The organism is Pseudomonas sp. 1L-B-1-E-C1, assembly GCF_057291835.1.
Genome location: NZ_JBXAWN010000005.1, coordinates 1 through 18,305, shown reverse-complemented (window position 1 = coordinate 18,305; position 18,305 = coordinate 1). Strand labels below are relative to the sequence as shown.

Genomic DNA, 18,305 nt, shown 5'->3' with positions numbered 1-18,305 from the left:
TAATTTTGCCTGCCGATGCATCGGCCCGAGAAAGCGCATCAACGGTCTGCCCTGTATCGGTTTTGGCAGAAATTGCACTTTTCCTGCGAGCCGATCCGTGACTAAGCTCAGACGAATCGAATTCCCGCTGAGGTTTAATCTATGTCGCAGCAATGGCCAGCCACCGAGATCGCCCGGATGATCCTCGCCGGCTTCGACGATTACCGCGAGCATTTCCGTCGCATCACCGATGGCGCGCGGGAGCGCTTCGAGCAGGCGCGCTGGCAGGAGGCGCAGGCCGCGTCGGCGGCGCGGATCAGTCTGTATGAGGAAAAGGTTGGCGAAACCGTTGCCCGCCTTCGCGAGTATTTCGACGAAGAAGCCCTGATGAACGTCAGCTGCTGGCCGCTGGTGAAAAGCGCCTATATCAGTGTTATCGATCTGCGCTTCGACGATGAGCTTTCCGAGACCTGGTACAACTCGATTTTTTGCGGGTTGTTCAGCCACGATCTGATCAGCGACGGCTGCATGTTCATCCACACCACGCGCCCGAGCCTGCGCCGAGCCCGCGCTGCGCAAACCCGCACGTATAAGCCGCAGGGCCAGTTATCCGCCATGCTCGCGAACATTTTTGCCGATTACCGCTTCAGCGAGGATTACGCCGATCTGCCCGGCGACTTGCTGCGGCTCGAAGGGCAGTTGCGCGAAAACCTGCCGGACTGGGTGTGCAAGGACCCGGAGCTGAGCGTCGAGCTGTTTTCCTCGGTGCTCTACCGCAATAAAGGCGCCTACCTGGTCGGGCGCATCTACACCCGCGACGAGCAATGGCCGCTGGTGATTCCGCTGCTGCACCGCGAAGGTCGCGGCATTCAGATCGACGCGTTGATCACCGACGAAGCCGATGTGTCGATCATCTTCTCGTTCACCCGTTCGTACTTCATGGTCGATGTGCCGGTGCCGGCGGAGTTCATCGGCTTTCTGCGGCGCATTTTGCCGGGCAAGCACATCGCCGAGCTGTACACCTCGATCGGCTTCTACAAGCACGGCAAATCCGAGTTCTACCGCGCGCTGATCAATCATCTGGCCAACACTGACGACCAGTTCATCATGGCCCCGGGCGTGCGCGGCATGGTGATGAGCGTGTTCACCCTCCCGGGTTTCAACACCGTGTTCAAAATCATCAAGGACCGCTTTTCGCCGTCGAAAAACGTCGACCGCGCCACGGTGATCGAAAAGTATCGACTGGTGAAAAGCGTTGATCGGGTCGGACGCATGGCCGATACCCAGGAGTTTGCCGACTTTCGCTTTCCGCTGAGCAAGTTCGATCCTGCATGTCTGGAGGAATTGCTTGAGGTCGCGCCGTCCACGGTGTCGGTCGAAGGCGAAACCGTGCTGATCCGCCACTGCTGGACCGAACGCCGGATGACTCCGCTCAATCTCTATCTGGAAAATGCCAACGACGCCCAGGTACGTGAAGCGCTGGAGGATTACGGCCTGGCGATCAAGCAGCTGGCGGCGGCGAATATCTTTCCCGGCGACATGCTGCTGAAAAACTTCGGCGTCACCCGTCACGGACGGGTGGTGTTTTACGACTACGACGAAATCTGCTTCCTGACTGAAGCCAACTTCCGCCACATTCCGGCACCGCGCACGCCGGAGGACGAAATGGCCTCAGAGCCGTGGTACTCGATCGGCCCGCTGGATGTGTTTCCCGAGGAATTTCCACCGTTTCTCTTTGCCGATGCGGGACAGCGCAAGTTGTTCGATCAGTTGCATGGCGAGTTGTATGACGCCGATTACTGGAAGAGTTTGCAGGAGGCGATTCGGGCCGGGAAAGTGATTGATGTCTTTCCGTATCGGCGTAAAGGCCGGGACAGCGAGTAGCGAATCAAGAGCCCTTCACCCCAGCCCTCTCCCGGAGGGAGAGGGGGCCGACCGAGGTGTCTTGCGTCAAGCTCCGACCTGAAAGAGCTTGGCGATCATGGATTCGGCAGGGGGCCTTCAGGTCGATGCATCTGCGAAATATCCCCCAATCGCTCCCCTCTCCCTCCGGGAGAGGGCTAGGGTGAGGGCAGCTCTCTCCCTGACACGCCACAAATCCCGCAAATCTGCGACAATCCGCCCCCTGCATAAACAGACGACCGAATTGCCTACCCGATGACCGACGAATCGCCCTCCATCGACAAACTGCTGAAAAACCTCGATCACGCCATGCTCGCCGACCGTCACCGGCTGCGGCGGCAGTTGCTTGAGCTGCGCAAGAAACCCGACGAGGCCAAGCTGGCCCAGTGGGTGGCGCGGATGCAGGCGTCCTGTGATCAGGTGCTGGCGCGCCGTGCCAGCCTGCCGGTGATTCGTTACGACGACAGTTTGCCGATCGCGGCCAAACGCGACGAGATCAAAAAGGCCCTCGAGCAACATCAGGTGCTGATCATCGCCGGCGAAACCGGCTCGGGCAAAACCACCCAGTTGCCGAAAATCTGTCTGGAAATCGGTCGCGGCCAGCACGGTCTGATCGGCCATACCCAGCCGCGTCGGATCGCCGCGCGCAGCGTCGCCAGCCGCGTCGCCGAAGAACTCGGCACGCCCCTCGGTGCGCTGGTCGGCTATCAGGTGCGCTTCGAAGATCAGAGCGATGCCAACACCCTGATCAAGCTGATGACCGACGGTATTCTGCTGGCGGAAACCCAGAACGATCGCTACCTCGAACGCTACGACACGATCATCGTCGACGAAGCTCACGAACGCAGCCTCAACATCGATTTCCTCCTCGGCTACCTGAAAACCCTGCTGCCACGGCGTCCGGATCTGAAGGTCATCATCACCTCGGCGACCATCGATCTGGAGCGTTTCTCCAAGCATTTCGATGATGCGCCGATTGTTGAAGTGTCCGGTCGCACGTTCCCGGTGGACACTTGGTACCGGCCGCTGACCCTGGAGCAGGACGAAGAGGGCAACCGGGTCGAGGACGACCTCACCGTCGATCAGGCGATCCTCGCCACCCTCGACGAAATCGCCGCCTACGAGCGCAGCGAACGCCGCAGTCCGGGTGATGTGCTGGTGTTCCTGCCCGGTGAGCGCGAGATTCGCGACGCCGCCGACATGCTGCGCAAGGCCCAGCTCAAGCACACCGAAATCCTCCCGCTGTACGCGCGTCTGTCGCCGGCCGAACAGCAGCGAATCTTCCAGTCGCACCCGGGCCGCCGTGTGGTGCTGGCGACCAACGTCGCCGAGACTTCGCTGACCGTGCCGGGCATTCGTTACGTGATCGACAGCGGTACCGCTCGCATCAGTCGCTACAGCTATCGGGCCAAGGTCCAGCGCTTGCCGATCGAAGCGATTTCCCAGGCCAGCGCCAATCAGCGGAAAGGTCGTTGCGGACGGGTTGAGCCGGGCATCTGCGTGCGGTTGTACAGCGAAGAGGATTTCCTCGGTCGTCCGGAATTCACCGACCCGGAAATTCTGCGCACCAACCTCGCCGCCGTTATTTTGCAGATGCTCCATCTGCGTCTCGGCGAAATCACCGCGTTCCCGTTTATCGAACCGCCGGACGGCAAAGCGATCAGCGACGGGTTCAACCTGCTGCAAGAGCTTTCGGCGGTGGATCGCAACAGCCAGCTGACGCCGCTCGGTCGACAGTTGGCGCGCTTGCCGGTGGATCCGCGCATGGGCCGCATGCTGCTCGAAGCGGCCAAGCTCGGCAGCCTGCAGGAAGTGCTGATTGTCGCCAGTGCGATGTCGATTCAGGACCCGCGCGAGCGTCCGCCGGAGCGTCAGCAAGCGGCGGATCAGGCCCATGCGCAATGGAAGGATCCCGATTCCGATTTCGCCGGACTGGTCAATCTGTGGCGGGGTTTTGAAGAGCAGCGCCAGGCGCTGACCGCCAACCCGCTGCGTAACTGGTGCCGGAAGAACTTCCTCAACTACCTGCGTTTGCGTGAGTGGCGTGATTCCCATCGTCAGTTGAGCCTGATCTGCCGCGACATGCAGTTGAGCTTGAACAAAGAACCGGCGGATTATCCGAAGCTGCACAAAGCGGTGCTGGTCGGCTTGCTCAGCCAGGTCGGCCAGAAAACCGAAGACGGCGATTACCTCGGCGCGCGGCAACGGCGCTTCTGGATTCACCCCTCGTCGGGCATCGGCAAGAAGCGTCCGCAGTGGCTGATGACCGCCGAACTGGTGGAAACCACCAAACTCTACGCGCGCATGGTCGCCAAGATCGATGCCGACTGGATCGAGCCGCTGGCCGGGCACCTGATCAAGAAAAACCACTTCGAACCGCACTGGGAAAAGAAGCGCGGCCAGGTCGTGGCCTACGAGCAAATCACCCTGTTTGGTCTGATCGTGGTCGGTCGCCGCCCGGTGCATTACGGCCCGGTCGATCCGGTGGTCTCCCGTGAGCTGTTTATCCGCGAAGGGCTGGTGCGCGGCGAGATCCAGTCGCGGGCCAAATGCCTAAGCGCCAATCAGAAACTGCTTGAGCAGCTCGACGAGCTTGAGGCGAAGGCTCGGCGTCGCGACATTCTCGCCGACGAAGAAACCCTCTATGCCTTCTACGATGCGCGTCTGCCGGCAGAGATCCACCAGACCGCGACCTTCGACAGTTGGTACAAGGTCAACAGCCAGAAAGACCCGCAGTTGCTGATCATGCGCGAAGAAGACGTGCTGGCCCGCGAGGCCAGTGAAGTCACCGCCCGTGATTACCCGGACACGCTGCACATCGGCGATCTGGAATTGGCCCTGACTTACCACTTCGAACCCAACCACCCGCGCGATGGTGTGACCTTGCGCGTGCCGGCGCCGCTGCTGCCGATGTTGCCGCCGGAGCGTCTGGAATGGCTGGTCCCGGGCCTGATCGAGGCCAAGTGCATTGCCTTGGTGCGTAACCTGCCGAAAGCCCTGCGCAAGAACTTCGTGCCGGTGCCGGACTTCATCAAAGCCGCGCTGCAGCGCATGACGTTCGCCGAAGGTTCGCTGCCGCAAGCGCTCGGTCGCGAACTGCTGCGCATGACCGGCGCGCGGGTGAGTGATGAGGCGTGGGCGGAAGCCGCGCAGCAGGTTGAAAGCCATCTGCGCATGAACCTGGAAATCGTCGACGGCGAGGGCAAGTTCCTCGGCGAAGGTCGCGATCTGGCCGAGCTGACCGCACGCTTCGCCGAAGCCAGCCAGGCCGCGCTGGCGGTGCCGCAGAGTGCGAAAAGTCAGCAACCGGTCGAGGCGAAAGTCTTCGCTCCGGTGGCGGAAAAGACCCAGCAGAAGATCGCCGGGCTGTCGATGACGGTGTACCCAGCGCTGGTGGAAGAGGGCGGCACGGTCAAGGAAGGGCGCTTCTCTACGCCGGCCGAGGCGGAGTTCCAGCATCGTCGCGCCTTGCAGCGCTTGTTGATGCAGCAACTGGCCGAGCCGGCAAAATTCCTCCGGGGCAAGTTGCCTGGGCAGACTGAACTGGGTCTGCTTTATCGTGAGCTGGGCCGGGTTGATGCGCTGGTCGAAGACATTCTGCTGGCCAGCCTCGACAGCTGCATTCTCGAAGGCGAAGACCCGTTGCCTCGTGATGGCGCCGGGTTGGCGGCATTGGCCGAGCGCAAGCGCGGCAGCTGGACCGAGCACGCCGAGCGGGTTGCGCGGCTGACGTTGGAGATTCTCAAAATCTGGCACGGTCTGCAAAAACGCTTCAAGGGCAAGATCGATCTGGCGCAAGCGGTGGCGTTGAATGACATCAAGCAGCAGATCGGCAATCTGGTCTATCCGGCGTTTGTCCGCGAGACGCCGATGCAGTGGCTTAAAGAGCTGCCGCGTTACCTGAAAGCGGTCGAGCAGCGTTTCGAGAAGCTCGGCGCGCAGGTACAGAAAGATCGGGTCTGGAGCGGCGAACTCGCGGGTCTGTGGGCGCAATACCAGGCCCGCGCGGCCAAGCACGCGCAGGAAGGCAAGCGCGATCCGCAGCTGGAGTTGTACCGCTGGTGGCTGGAGGAATACCGCGTTTCGCTGTTTGCCCAGCAGTTGGGGACGAAAGTGCCGATTTCCGACAAACGCCTGAGCAAGCAGTGGAGCCAGGTCGAGCCCTGACTTCGCGTCTTGCAACGATCCTGTAGGAGCTGCCGAAGGCTGCGATCTTTTGATTTTGCTTTTTAAAAGGTCAAGATCAAAAGATCGCGGCCTTCGGCAGCTCCTACAGGGATCGCGTTGAGCAGGAGAAGGCGCCAAAATCCTGCGTTTATGGCAAACTTCGCGACCATAACCCGCCGTTTCGCGACCCAGAGCCTTCGGCCGTGTCGCGCCGCGGAATAAAACGATGCCAGGTTTGCGTCCCCCGGATGGGAATAGACCCTTTGCGTGTTGGTACGACGGTTCCAGCACTTTCTGCCTGAACAGATTAGAGAAACGACCATGCATAATGTCGTCATCAGCGGCACCGGCCTGTACACACCGGCCAACAGCATCTCCAACGAAGAGCTGGTGCAGTCTTTCAATACCTACGTCGCCCAGTTCAACGCCGATAACGCCGAGGCCATTGCCAGCGGTGAAGTCCAGGCCCTGACCGAATCCAGCGCTGCGTTCATCGAAAAAGCCTCGGGCATCAAGAGCCGTTTTGTCATGGACAAGGACGGCATCCTCGATCCGCAACGCATGGCTCCGCGCCTGCCGGAGCGCCCCAACGACGAATGGTCGGTGCTGTGCCAGATGGCCGTCGGCGCCGCTGAGCAAGCCCTGCAACGTGCTGGCAAGACTGCCGCTGACATCGACGGCGTTATCGTTGCTTGTTCGAACCTGCAACGCGCTTATCCGGCCATCGCCATCGAAGTCCAGGAAGCGCTGGGCATTCAGGGTTTCGGTTTCGACATGAACGTGGCGTGTTCTTCGGCCACCTTCGGCATCCAGGCCGCCGCCAACAGCGTGCAACTGGGCCAGGCGCGGGCGATCCTGATGGTCAACCCGGAGGTCTGCACCGGGCACCTGAACTTCCGTGATCGCGACAGCCATTTCATCTTCGGCGATGCCGCGACTGCGGTGATCATCGAGCGCGCGGATCTGGCGACCTCGCCGTACCAGTTCGACGTGGTCAGCACCAAATTGCTGACCAAGTTCTCCAACAATATCCGCAACAACTTCGGCTTCCTCAACCGTGCGGCGGAAGAGGGCATCGGCGCGCGCGACAAGCTGTTCGTGCAGGAAGGCCGCAAGGTGTTCAAGGATGTCTGCCCGATGGTTGCCGAGCTGATCGGCGAGCACCTGGAAGAAAACCAGCTCAATGTTGGCGACGTGAAACGTTTCTGGCTGCACCAGGCCAACTTGAGCATGAACCACCTGATCGTGCGCAAGCTGCTCGGCCGCGAAGCTACCGAAGAAGAAGCGCCGGTGATTCTCGACAGCTATGCCAACACCAGCTCGGCCGGTTCGGTCATTGCCTTCCATAAATATCAGGATGATCTGGCTTCGGGTTCGCTTGCGGTGCTCAGCTCGTTCGGTGCCGGTTACTCGATTGGTAGCGTGCTGCTGCGTAAACGCTGAAACAGGTTAATTTCCCCTTCATCGCGTCGATCTTTCCTACATTCGAAGCGGCTGAAACGCTGTAATTTTTCGGACGTCGCGGCAGGTGCACACCTGCCGCGTTCATTTTCGAAGTCCGGACAAGGGGATTGATGGATGGCGGCTGACGACACCCAACTGCTCACGCGCTTGCTGGCGGGAGAGCAACAGGCTTTCAAGGAACTGGTCACGACATATCAGAGCGCCATGCGCGCGGTGGCTTACGCGATTGTCGGCCAGCGCCATGTCGAGGAAGTGGTGCAGGATGCCTGGCTGTCGGTGGTGCGCCATCTGGCCAGCTTCGAAGGCCGTTCCAGCCTCAAGACCTGGCTGCTGACCATCACCGCCAATTCGGCCAAGAGTCGCTACAAGCTCAATCGTCGGGAGGTCCTGCTCGACGACCTGCCATCGCCTCACGGCACCATCGACGACGATCGGTTTTCTTCGAGCGACGGTCACTGGCTGGTCGCGCCTTTTGCCTGGCATCAGGACACCCCCGAAGCGCTGCTCACTGAAAACGAACTGCGCGAATGTCTCGAACATACGTTGCTGAGCCTTTCAGAATTGCAGAGCAGTGTCTTGCTGTTGCGCGAACGCCAGGGCCTGGAGCTGGAAGAAATCTGTAATCTTCTGGAGATCTCGCTCTCCAATGTCCGCGTGCTGCTGCACCGGGCACGTTTGAAGGTCTTTGCGACCGTGGAACATTTTGAGGAGACAGGAGAATGTTGACCTGCAAGGAGCAAGTGGCACGATCCAGCGATTATCTCGACGGCCAACTGAGCTTTCGCGAGACGCTGATGGTGCGTCATCACCTGTTGTTCTGCCCCAACTGCCGGCGTTTCATGCGGCAGATGCGTTTGATGCAGGCGACGCTCAAAGCGCTGCCGGAACAACCGGACGAGAATGTCGATGCGCTGGCCGAACGCCTCGCGGCGCAACGCCGCGAGGACAATTCCCCGTAGGAGCTGACGAGTGAAACGAGGCTGCGATCTTTTGATCTTGCTGTTCAGGACAGATCAAAAGATCGCAGCCTCGTTTCACTCGTCAGCTCCTACACACAAAAACGCGGTGCGGATGAAACGAACGGATGATGGGGATCGTCCCGCCCGCACCGGGCTATCACTTTTTTAGAACTTCGCTTCGGCATCCAGTTGCAGGGTGTTGGCGTCTGCATCGCGCTGGCCACGGCTGGCGAAGTCGGCCTTGGTCAGGAAGTACGTGGCGCCGACGGCGAAGTTCTTGTCGATGTCGTAACCGACCTTGAACTTGTGCCCGCGCGAACCGGTGGTGCCGTTGGCGAAGTCGGAGTCGGTGAAGGCGCCGACCACGGCGTTGCGCTGCACGTCACGATAGTTGTAGTCGAGGTTGAAGCCGAAGACTTTCGACTTGGCACCGAGCAACCACGCGGTGTCCTGATCGGTCACGGCGTCGTTGTTCTTCACGTACTGGCCGTAGAACGACAGCGGCATTGGCAGGCCGCCGATGTCGATCTGGCTGAACCCTTCATACAGACGGAATTCGTTGTTGGCCGAGTTGCCGTTGACTGCCAGCGCGCACGGCGTCGAGGTGCCGGTGCAGCGGCTGTCTTCGTCGTTCTGGTACGCGTAGACGCTACCGCCCAAAGTCATCTTCAGGTTATCGGTGATGTTGAAGCGGCTGCCCAACTGGCCAGCGGTCAGGCGCAGGTCGTGGCGGAATTGCACGCCGTCGCCGTCCACGTTGTCCTTGAGGTTGTAGTTACCCAGGCTGCCGAACAGCTCGGCGCTGCTGCCCAACGGGTATTTGTAGGTGACGGCCAGACCTTCGGGGTTGATGTCGCTGTCCCAGATCACGTCGCCCATGCTCACCCACGGTTGCAGCATCTTGCCGCCGATCACGTGCAGGTTCTTGATCTGGTCAGGGTGGTAGTCGATGTAGCCCAGATCGAGCCAGATCTGCTTCTTGTCGAAGTAGTTGTCCTGATCCTGGTTGGTCGAGCGGGCATCGTCGCCGCCGCCAGTGGCGATGCGAATGCCGGTGTCGACCTGCGGATTGATTTCGGTGTAGGCGCCCAGACGGGCACGGATGCGTTGGCGATCCTTGTCGCGGCCACCGTTGTTCGGTTCGCCATCGATCTTGATGGTTTCCTGGCGAATGCGTACGTCACCCTTGAATTGGGTCTTGGCCGCCCAGGCCAGTTTCTGATCGAACACACTCTGTTCGTTGGTCTTCTTCGCGACCGCCGCCACTTGTTCGTTGGTTTCCTGCTGCGCCTGCCGGGCGATTTGCTGTTCCTTCTGATCCTTGGCCAGTTCTGTTTGCAGCTCGATGTACTGCGCCTGGGAAATCGACCCGTTGGCCTTGAGCATGTCGAGCAGTTTGGCGTCGACTGCAGCACTGGCCGGGACGCTCATGGCCAGCAACAAGCCGCCGCACAGGGCCGCTGCAGTTTTCGTGGAAGCAAGACGCATAGCAATCTCCAAAGATGAAAGGGGATGGCTGAACCATCCTGGGCACAACCGACACGAAGGCCGGAAAACTGTGTCCGGGTTAGAACCCGGCGCTCTAAAAACAGGCGCCAGTATCGCGATGGTTTATGACAGAGCGGTGGCACAGTGATGGCAGGTTGATGACGATGCGTATCAGGCGTGAACTATCGACCTAGAGCGCTGTCGGCCGATTGAGCGTGTGCAACAAGGTCGCGATAGGCGATACTCGCCGGGCTTTGTCGCCAAGCTGTGGAGTGCCAGTGAATGCCGTTGCAACGCCTGCAAAACCTGTCAGAAATCGCCCCGGCCACTTGGGATGCGCTGGTGCCGGACAATCAGCCCTTCCTGCGCCACGCCTTCCTCAGCGCCTTGGAAGACAGCGGCAGTGTTGGTCCGCATTCAGGCTGGCAGCCCGAACATTTACTGCACATCGAAGATGGTCGACTGATCGCCGCACTGCCCAGTTATCGCAAGTGGCATTCCTACGGCGAGTACGTCTTCGATCACGGCTGGGCCGACGCCTGTGCGCGGGCCGGCATCGATTACTACCCCAAGCTTTTAACGGCTGTGCCATTCAGTCCGGTGAGCGGCCCGCGCCTGCTGGCGGCCAGTGTCGAAGACGGTTTTGAACTGCTCAAGAGCCTGCCCGGCTATCTGGAGATAGAAGGGCTTTCCAGCGCGCACATCAATTTCACTGACCCCTTCACCGACGCGGCGATGGCCGAGCAACCGGGCTGGCTGCAGCGCATCGGCTGTCAATATCATTGGCAGAACCGTGATTACCGCGACTTTCAGGATTTCCTCGACGCCCTCAGCTCACGCAAGCGCAAGCAGATGCGCAAGGAACGCGAGCAGGTGGCGGGGCAGGGCTTTGAGTTCGAGTGGCTGGAGGGGCGTGAGCTGGACGAGGCGCGGTGGGATTTCGTTTACGCCTGCTACGCCAACACCTATGCAGTGCGGCGACAGGCGCCGTACCTGACGCGCGAATTCTTCAGCCTGCTGGCCGAACGCATGCCTGAGGCGATTCGCGTGGTCTTGGCCAAACAGGGATCACGGCCGGTGGCGATGGCCTTCAGCCTGGTCGGTGGTGACAGTTTCTATGGACGTTATTGGGGCTGCCTGGCCGAGTTTGATCGGCTGCATTTCGAGACGTGTTTCTATCAGGGCATGGATTACGCGATTGCCCACGGCATCCAGCGTTTCGATGCCGGGGCGCAGGGCGAGCACAAATTGATTCGCGGCTTTGAACCGGTGATCACCCATTCCTGGCATTACCTGCGCCATCCAGGGCTGAAAGCGGCGGTGAAGGATTTTCTCCAGCAAGAGCGCGCCGGCGTGCTGGCGTATGCCGAAGAAGCAAGAACGGCGTTGCCCTACCGCCAAACCTGAATCCCCTTGTGGGAGCGAGCTTGCTCGCGAAAGCGTCGGGTCAGTTGACGAATTTGTCGCTGATCCACCGCATTCGCGAGCAGGCTCGCTCCCACAGTTTTTTCACCGCACCGCCAGGCATCAGTCGATGCCGACAAAGCCTCCGGTCTGGTGCGCCCACAACCGCGCATACAGACCGCGATGGGCGAGCAATTCGGCGTGGGTGCCGCTCTCGGCGATCTTGCCGTTTTCCAGCACCACCAGCCGATCCATGCGTGCGATGGTCGATAGGCGGTGGGCAATGGCGATCACTGTTTTGCCCTGCATCAGGGTTTCGAGGCTCTCCTGAATCGCCGCTTCGACTTCCGAGTCCAGCGCCGAGGTGGCTTCGTCCATGATCAGGATCGGCGCGTCCTTGAGCAGCACCCTTGCAATCGCGATGCGCTGGCGCTGACCGCCGGACAGTTTCACCCCGCGCTCACCGACATGCGCATCGAAACCCGTGCGACCTTCGGCGTCGGACAGCAGCGGGATGAACTCATCGGCGCGCGCCTTGTGCACCGCCTCCCAAAGTTCGGCGTCGGTGGCGTCGGGTTTGCCGTAAAGCAAGTTGTCGCGGATCGAGCGGTGCAGTAGCGAGGTGTCTTGAGTGATCATGCCGATCCGCGCGCGCAGGCTTTCCTGACCGACTTCGGCAATATTCTGCCCATCGATCAGGATGCGCCCGCCCTCGACGTCGTACAGGCGCAGCAACAGGTTGACCAAGGTCGATTTGCCGGCGCCGGACGGGCCGATCAAGCCGATTTTCTCGCCCGGTTTGATGTTCAGGTTGAGGTCGCCGATGATCCCGCGCTTCTTGCCGTAGTGAAAATCCACGTGCTCGAAACGCACTTCGCCCGAGGTCACGGCCAGCGGTTTGGCCTGCTCGCGGTCGGTGACGCTGACCGGTTGCGAGATGGTGCGCAGACCGTCCTGAACCATGCCGATGTTTTCGAAAATACCGGTGACTACCCACATGATCCAGCCGGACATGTTGACGATGCGAATCACCAGCCCGGTGGCCAAGGCAATCGCGCCGACAGTGATCAGCGACTGCGTCCACAGCCACAACGCCAGCCCCGTGGTGCCGACGATCAGCAGGCCGTTCATGGTGGTAATCGCCACGTCCATGCTGGTGACCACGCGACCGGCCATTTGCGCTTTGACGGTCTGTTCTTCGATGGCTTCCTTGGCGTAGTGCTGTTCGAAGTTGGTGTGAGCGAACAGCTTCAGCGTGGCGATGTTGGTGTAGCCGTCGACGATGCGCCCCATCAGTTTCGAGCGCGCATCCGAGGCTTCCACCGAACGCTCTTTCACGCGCGGCACGAAGTAATACAGCGCGCCGATGTAGGCGACGATCCAGGTCAGCAGCGGGATCATCAGGCGCCAGTCGGCCTCGGCGAACAGCACCAGCGAACTGATCGCATAGATCACCACGTGCCACAGCGCGTCCACCGCTTGCACGGCAGAATCTCGCAATGAATTGCCGGTCTGCATGATGCGCTGGGCGATGCGCCCGGCGAAGTCGTTCTGGAAGAAATTCAGGCTCTGCTTGAGCACGTAGCTGTGGTTCTGCCAGCGGATCATGCTGGTCATGCCGGGGCTCAGGGTCTGGTGCACCAGCAAGTCGTGCAGGGCGAAAAAGATCGGTCGCAGCACCAGGGCGACCACCAGCATCCAGGTCAATTCGAGGGCATGGTCGCTGAAGAAATTCGGGTTGGGCGTGCCTTGCGCCAGATCGATGATGCGGCTCAGGTAACTGAACAGCGCCACTTCGATCAGCGAGGCAAACAGGCCGACGACGAGCAGGGCGGCAAAACTTGGCCAGACCTGCTTCAAGTAGTAGATGTAGAAGGGCCAGACGCGGTCCGGCGGGGACGCCGTCGGGGCGTCACGGAAGATATCGATCAGTTGTTCGAAACGGCGATAGAGCATCAGATAACCGCCCGGAATCCGGGCTCTCCTTTTATCAGTGCGAGCGGCGCAGGCTCAGCCCGGCGCCGCTCGATATGCCCGGCGAAATTCAGTCGATGCGCTTGGCCGACTTGATGATCACAGGGTCGACAGGCACGTTTTGCATGCCTTGTTTGGTGGTGGTCTGCGAGTTGACGATGACGTCGACGACATCCATGCCCTTGACCACTTTGGCGAATACCGCGTAACCGGCGTCACGGCCCGGATCGAGGAAGGCGTTGTCGGCAACGTTGATGAAGAACTGGCTGGTCGCCGAGTCAGGGTTGGAAGTGCGCGCCATCGACAGGGTGCCGCGAACGTTGTGCAGGCCATTGCTGGCTTCGTTCTTGATCGGCGCCTTGGTTTCTTTCTGTTGCATCTGCTGGGTGAAGCCGCCGCCCTGAGCCATGAAGCCCGGGATCACGCGATGGAAAATGGTGTTGTTGTAGAAGCCGCTGTCGACGTATTCAAGGAAGTTCTTGGTGCTGATCGGCGCCTTGACCGGGTCCAGTTCGATTTCGATCTGGCCGTTGGTGGTGTCCAGCAGCACATGCGGCGCCTTGGCCGGGGTGGCAGCCATCAGGTTGGCGGCAAACAGTACGGAGCCGGCGGCGAGGGCGAGTTTTTTCAGCATGGGTCAGTGATCCTGAGAGTGAAGGTCGGCTGTGGCGAGAAAATCCAGCAGCGTTTGATTGAAACGTTCGGGTTGATCGAGCGGGGTGGCATGGCGCGAGTCGTCAATGACCACCAGCCGCGCATCCGGCAGCAGTTTTACATAGGTTTCTTTCAATGCCACCGGTGTGTAGTCACGGTCGGCGCTGATGACGAGCGTTGGACAGGACACCCGGGAAAGTCGTTCCTGAACGCCCCAGCCGACAATCGCATCGAAGCTGGCGAGATAAGCACGTTTGTCGTTTTTTGCCCAGCGTTCGGCCATTTTCCGCCGCAGATCGGCCTGTTCCGGCTTGGGAAAAAGTTTGCTGCCGAGGGCTTTGCCGATGGTTTCCAGGCTGAGCAGGCGCATCAGACTCCAGCGTTTGAACCACTGCCAGTAATCGTCGCGGCTGCGCAATTTGACTTGAGGTGCGCTGTTGACGATGGTCAGGCTGATGAGTGCTTGCGGCTGATCGACGGCCAACTGAAAGCCGATCATCCCGCCCATCGACAGCCCGACGTAATGCACCGGGCCGAGGCGCAGGTGTTCGATCAAGGCCAGCATGTCGGCGCTGAATGCGGCGATGCTGTAGCGCTCGCGGGGTTTGTCCGAGCGCCCGTGGCCGCGAATGTCCGGGACGATCACCCGGTAGTGCGCGGCCAGCGCCGGGATCTGCATTTCCCAGTCCAGGGTGCTCGAGCCGAGCCCGTGAACCAGCAGCAACGGCGCACCGTGGCCATATTCCTCGTAGTGCAGATTGCAACCTTCGTGCTCGAAATAGGCCATCGGTGAACTCCGTGTCAGGCTTGTTCAGGTGCGGCAAACGGGGCGTCCAGCGGCAAGGTGTCGAAGGTGCGCAACAACTCGATGAGGATTTGTGTGGCCGGGCCCAGGGGTTTGTCCTTGTTCGAATACAGATAAAAGCTGGAGTTGCGGCTGCCGCCCCGGTCCAACGGTAGCAGCTTGAGCGAACCATCCTTGAGTTCCCGGTCGATCATGTGCCGCGGCAGCCAGGCAAAACCCAGGCCGCTGCTGACGAAGGTCGCGGCGGTGGCGAGGCTGCCGACGGTCCAGCGCTGTTCCGCGCCGAGCCAGCCGACATCGCGCGGCTGCTGGCGCCCCGAGTCGCGGATCACCACTTGCATCTGGGTTTCCAGATCCTGAAAGCTCAGTTCGCGATTGAGCCGATGCAGCGGGTGATCCGGGTGGGCGACGGCGACGAACTCGACATCGCTCAACTCCGCGCCGAGGTAGCCCGGAATGCTCAGGCCGGTGATGGCCAGATCCGCCACGCCTTCGAGCAGCACTTCCTCGACACCTGACAATACTTCCTCGCGCAGCCGCACGCGGCAGCCGCGACTCTGCGGCATGAACGCGGTCAGGGCACGGACGATCCGCGCGCTCGGGTAGGCGGCATCGACCACCAGCCGCACTTCGGCTTCCCAGCCTTGCTCCATGTGATGGGCGAGGTCTTCCAGCTGGCTGGCCTGTTTCACCAGTTGCCGGGAACGGCGCAGCAACACGCCGCCGGCTTCGGTGAGCACGGCTTTACGGCCGTCGATGCGCAGCAACGGCACGCCGAGCTGATCCTGCATGCGGGCGACGGTGTAGCTTACCGACGATTGCGAACGGTGCAGGGCCTCGGCGGCCTGGGCGAAACCGCCGTGGTCGACCACGGCCTGCAACGTTCGCCATTGATCAAGGGTCACGCGGGGCGCTTTCATCAATAGCTCCTCTTGTCCTAAGCTGGCCGTCCCTCATGGAGACTGCCGAATGAAAAAATTCTGTTGTGTGGTGCTGGCGCTGCTGCCGTTGACCGCGTTTGCCTATCCGATCGATGTGCAGAAGGATCTCAACAGCATGAAGATCGATTACGAGACTTACGACACGGACAACGACATCGGCTCGATCCGCGTGGCCAATTACGGTGACGTCGATGCGACCTGCCGTGCGGTATTCAGCAACGGCCCGGAAGCACCGCGAACGCGCAGCATCGATGTTCCTGCCGGCAAACATAAAAACGCCACGGCCAAGTTCACCCGCGAGATCATCAAGCTGCGCATCAAACTGACCTGCACCCCCAAGTGAGCGGTATTCCCCTGTGGGAGCGAGCTTGCTCGCGAAGGCGATCTATCAGCCGACATCATTGTTGAATGACGCGCCGCCTTCGCGAGCAAGCTCGCTCCCACAGGGATCTGGTGCATCTAAACTAATTATTCGATGCTTTGCAGCAATTATTTGCGCTTTTTCATCGATTCGACTCTGTTTAACCTTCACTCCATCGACTTACAACATTCTCGGATGGAGGCTACACACCATGTCCCGCGTTCTGATCATCGAAAGCAGTGCCCGCCAGCAAGATTCGGTTTCCCGTCAACTGACCCAGACCTTCATCGCTCAGTGGAAAGCCGCGCACCCTGCCGATCAGATCACCGTGCGTGACCTCGCCGTGAACCCGGTGCCGCATCTGGATGCCCACTTGCTCGGTGGCTGGATGAAACCCGCCGAACAACGCAACGACAGCGAACAAGCGTCGCTGGATCGTTCCAACCAATTGACTGATGAGCTGCTCGCCGCCGACGTGCTGGTGATGGCTGCACCGATGTACAACTTTGCGATCCCGAGCACGCTCAAGGCCTGGCTTGACCATGTGCTGCGTGCCGGAGTGACCTTCAAGTACACCGAGACCGGGCCGCAAGGCTTGCTCAATGGCAAGCGTGCCTTTGTGTTGACCGCGCGCGGTGGTGTGTATGCCGGTGGTCCGGCGGATCATCAGGAACCGTACCTGCGTCAGGTGATGGGTTTCATCGGGATCAACGACGTGACCTTTATCCATGCCGAGGGCATGAACCTTGGCGGTGACTTTCAGGAGAAGGGCCTGAATCAGGCCAACGCCAAATTGTCTCAGGTCGCTTGATCGGTTAATCGCCAGATAATCGCTGGATGGTCTAGTGACCTGGCGCAACCCCTTCAAGGTTTTACGCGCATCGAACCTCCCTTTGCACTTTTGCTCCTGAGTGCTGTAGCCCGATTGAACGCTTTAGCGAGATCGGGCTTTTTTTTGTCTGGGTTTTCTTGGCGGCCTTTGGGCCGACCAGGTTCTTGTTGTTCGGGTGAATATCCGTTTTTTCGGGTGTTGCGGCTGGCGGTTCCGCTCTTACAGCGGGTCACTTTGGCAAACGCCGGAATGCCGGCCCAGCCCAAAGTAACCAAAGGTCTGTGCCCCAACGTTCGGCCCGCTCGCTGGGGCTCGGGGTTCCTTCGCTGCGGGATCGATCCTGGCGCAGCGGCTCCGGTTTGCTTCGCTGCACCTCCTTCCGCTGTGTCTGGCTGCGCCAGACGGTCGCTGCGCTCCCACGCCCGGATCAATCCCTCCACTCAGCCTGCCGACGGGGCGGGTGGATCAAGATCAAGAGCTGCACTCGAGCTAACGCTCATTGTGTTGAGTGGGGAAGGGCCGGTTTTTGGCTTTTTTGGATTCGATGCGGTATTTCATGTCGGCGCAGCTAGCCCAACCACCTCGGTCAGTCCCCTCACCCTAGCCCTCTGGGAGAGGGCTAGGGTGAGGGGCTTTTGATCTTTGCAGGACCCGCATTCAGCTCGATATGCCACGTCGGCGTTTCTCGACCAAACCCCTCGGTCAGTCCCCTCTCCCTCTGGGAGAGGGCCAGGGTGAGGGGCTTTTGATTTTTTCAGGCTTGAGTTCGATTCGATATCTCAAGTCGGCGCAGCTAGCCCAAACACCTCGGTCAGTCCCCTCTCCCTCTGGGAGTGTATGTACCGGAGACATGGTGGACACATGTTCGGAGACATGGTGGACGGTTTTAGATCTTCTTACCTGCCGTCACGATCTGCAAGTTCAAGTCGATTCGAGCGACACGATGCCTACTCCAGTAGACATCGTGGATGCCGTCCTCCGTCGTCTCCCTGATCGCTATGCGCCGGCCATAAAAAGCCTTTCCGATCTTGTACTCCCGATTCCTCCAGAAGATTTCGCCTCCCACCTGTACCTTCCTGACCACATCTGCATCGTTGTACTCCGGCTCCGCCGGTTGCTCTTGATATTCCCGTGGGCTGCCACTGTAACGAGTCGCCGGCACCGCCATGCCCAGCGCCTGATGAGGGCGTTTCTGGTTGTAGATGTCGCGCCAGGTATCAAACGCCCTTTGTACGTCGTCAAGATCGGCGAAGTACCGGCCTTGCAGGACTTCATTTTTCAGGCTGCGGTGGAAGCGCTCCAGTTTTCCCTGAGTCTGCGGATGATAAGGCCGGGAGTGGCCGACCTTGATGCCCTGGCTCATCAGCCAGACTTC

14 protein-coding genes are annotated in these 18,305 nt (G+C 60.3%); 8 read left to right on the top strand and 6 right to left on the bottom strand.

The genetic code is table 11. The features are described 5' to 3' along the window. Window positions 1–141 precede the first annotated feature (141 nt). The 5 genes from aceK (at window position 142) to AC0Z4S_RS10075 (ending at window position 8,471) form a co-directional block, all read left to right on the top strand. The gene (aceK, locus tag AC0Z4S_RS10095) at window positions 142–1,863 is read left to right on the top strand and encodes a bifunctional isocitrate dehydrogenase kinase/phosphatase (RefSeq protein ID WP_485622875.1); all 1,722 of its coding nucleotides are present in this window, start codon (window positions 142–144) and stop codon (window positions 1,861–1,863) included. Between the two features lie 273 nt (window positions 1,864–2,136). Further along, window positions 2,137–6,048 (top strand): ATP-dependent RNA helicase HrpA, encoded by a 3,912-nt coding sequence (hrpA, locus tag AC0Z4S_RS10090; RefSeq protein ID WP_485622874.1) that lies wholly within the window; start codon window positions 2,137–2,139, stop codon window positions 6,046–6,048. A gap of 321 nt (window positions 6,049–6,369) precedes the next feature. Beyond that, window positions 6,370–7,491 (top strand): beta-ketoacyl-ACP synthase III, encoded by a 1,122-nt coding sequence (locus tag AC0Z4S_RS10085; RefSeq protein ID WP_485622872.1) that lies wholly within the window; start codon window positions 6,370–6,372, stop codon window positions 7,489–7,491. A gap of 135 nt (window positions 7,492–7,626) precedes the next feature. Beyond that, a complete protein-coding gene (locus AC0Z4S_RS10080; RefSeq protein WP_253505156.1) occupies window positions 7,627–8,238 on the top strand; it encodes an RNA polymerase sigma factor in 612 nt (203 codons plus the stop codon). Beyond that, complete coding sequence (locus AC0Z4S_RS10075; protein WP_485622871.1) at window positions 8,232–8,471, top strand: anti-sigma factor family protein; 240 nt, start codon at window positions 8,232–8,234, stop codon at window positions 8,469–8,471. The genes AC0Z4S_RS10080 and AC0Z4S_RS10075 overlap by 7 nt, the downstream gene beginning before the upstream one ends. 165 nt (window positions 8,472–8,636) lie before the next feature. Here the strand turns inward: AC0Z4S_RS10075 and AC0Z4S_RS10070 are convergent, their stop codons facing one another. Next, entirely contained in the window at window positions 8,637–9,959 is a 1,323-nt protein-coding gene (locus AC0Z4S_RS10070; protein ID WP_485622870.1) for a putative porin, read from the bottom strand. A 282-nt stretch (window positions 9,960–10,241) separates the two neighbouring features. Between AC0Z4S_RS10070 and AC0Z4S_RS10065 the strand changes: the two genes are divergently transcribed. After that, complete coding sequence (locus AC0Z4S_RS10065; protein WP_485622868.1) at window positions 10,242–11,366, top strand: GNAT family N-acetyltransferase; 1,125 nt, start codon at window positions 10,242–10,244, stop codon at window positions 11,364–11,366. A gap of 120 nt (window positions 11,367–11,486) precedes the next feature. Here AC0Z4S_RS10065 and AC0Z4S_RS10060 read toward each other — a convergent pair whose 3' ends face one another. The 4 genes from AC0Z4S_RS10060 to AC0Z4S_RS10045 all read right to left on the bottom strand — a co-directional run bounded on the left by AC0Z4S_RS10060 (window position 11,487) and on the right by AC0Z4S_RS10045 (window position 15,716). Continuing rightward, the gene (locus tag AC0Z4S_RS10060) at window positions 11,487–13,319 is read right to left on the bottom strand and encodes an ABC transporter ATP-binding protein (protein ID WP_485622866.1); all 1,833 of its coding nucleotides are present in this window, start codon (window positions 13,317–13,319) and stop codon (window positions 11,487–11,489) included. A gap of 88 nt (window positions 13,320–13,407) precedes the next feature. Beyond that, entirely contained in the window at window positions 13,408–13,971 is a 564-nt protein-coding gene (locus tag AC0Z4S_RS10055; RefSeq protein WP_123442891.1) for a peptidylprolyl isomerase, read from the bottom strand. Window positions 13,972–13,974: 3 nt separating this feature from the next. Then, the gene (locus tag AC0Z4S_RS10050; RefSeq protein ID WP_485622865.1) at window positions 13,975–14,778 is read right to left on the bottom strand and encodes an alpha/beta fold hydrolase; all 804 of its coding nucleotides are present in this window, start codon (window positions 14,776–14,778) and stop codon (window positions 13,975–13,977) included. Window positions 14,779–14,792: 14 nt separating this feature from the next. Next, entirely contained in the window at window positions 14,793–15,716 is a 924-nt protein-coding gene (locus tag AC0Z4S_RS10045) for a PA3225 family LysR-type transcriptional regulator (protein WP_016771199.1), read from the bottom strand. Window positions 15,717–15,765: 49 nt separating this feature from the next. On the opposite strand from AC0Z4S_RS10045, the gene AC0Z4S_RS10040 reads away from it, so the two are divergent. Together AC0Z4S_RS10040 and AC0Z4S_RS10035 are read left to right on the top strand one after the other, a co-directional pair. Further along, window positions 15,766–16,080: a 3-phosphoglycerate kinase gene (locus AC0Z4S_RS10040; RefSeq protein WP_485622864.1), complete on the top strand. Its 315-nt coding sequence runs from the start codon at window positions 15,766–15,768 to the stop codon at window positions 16,078–16,080. A gap of 229 nt (window positions 16,081–16,309) precedes the next feature. Further along, window positions 16,310–16,909: an FMN-dependent NADH-azoreductase gene (locus tag AC0Z4S_RS10035; RefSeq protein ID WP_485622863.1), complete on the top strand. Its 600-nt coding sequence runs from the start codon at window positions 16,310–16,312 to the stop codon at window positions 16,907–16,909. A gap of 907 nt (window positions 16,910–17,816) precedes the next feature. On the opposite strand, the gene AC0Z4S_RS10030 is transcribed toward AC0Z4S_RS10035, so the two are convergent. After that, on the bottom strand, window positions 17,817–18,305 hold a 489-nt coding region (locus tag AC0Z4S_RS10030; protein ID WP_485622862.1), incomplete at its 5' end, for an integrase core domain-containing protein.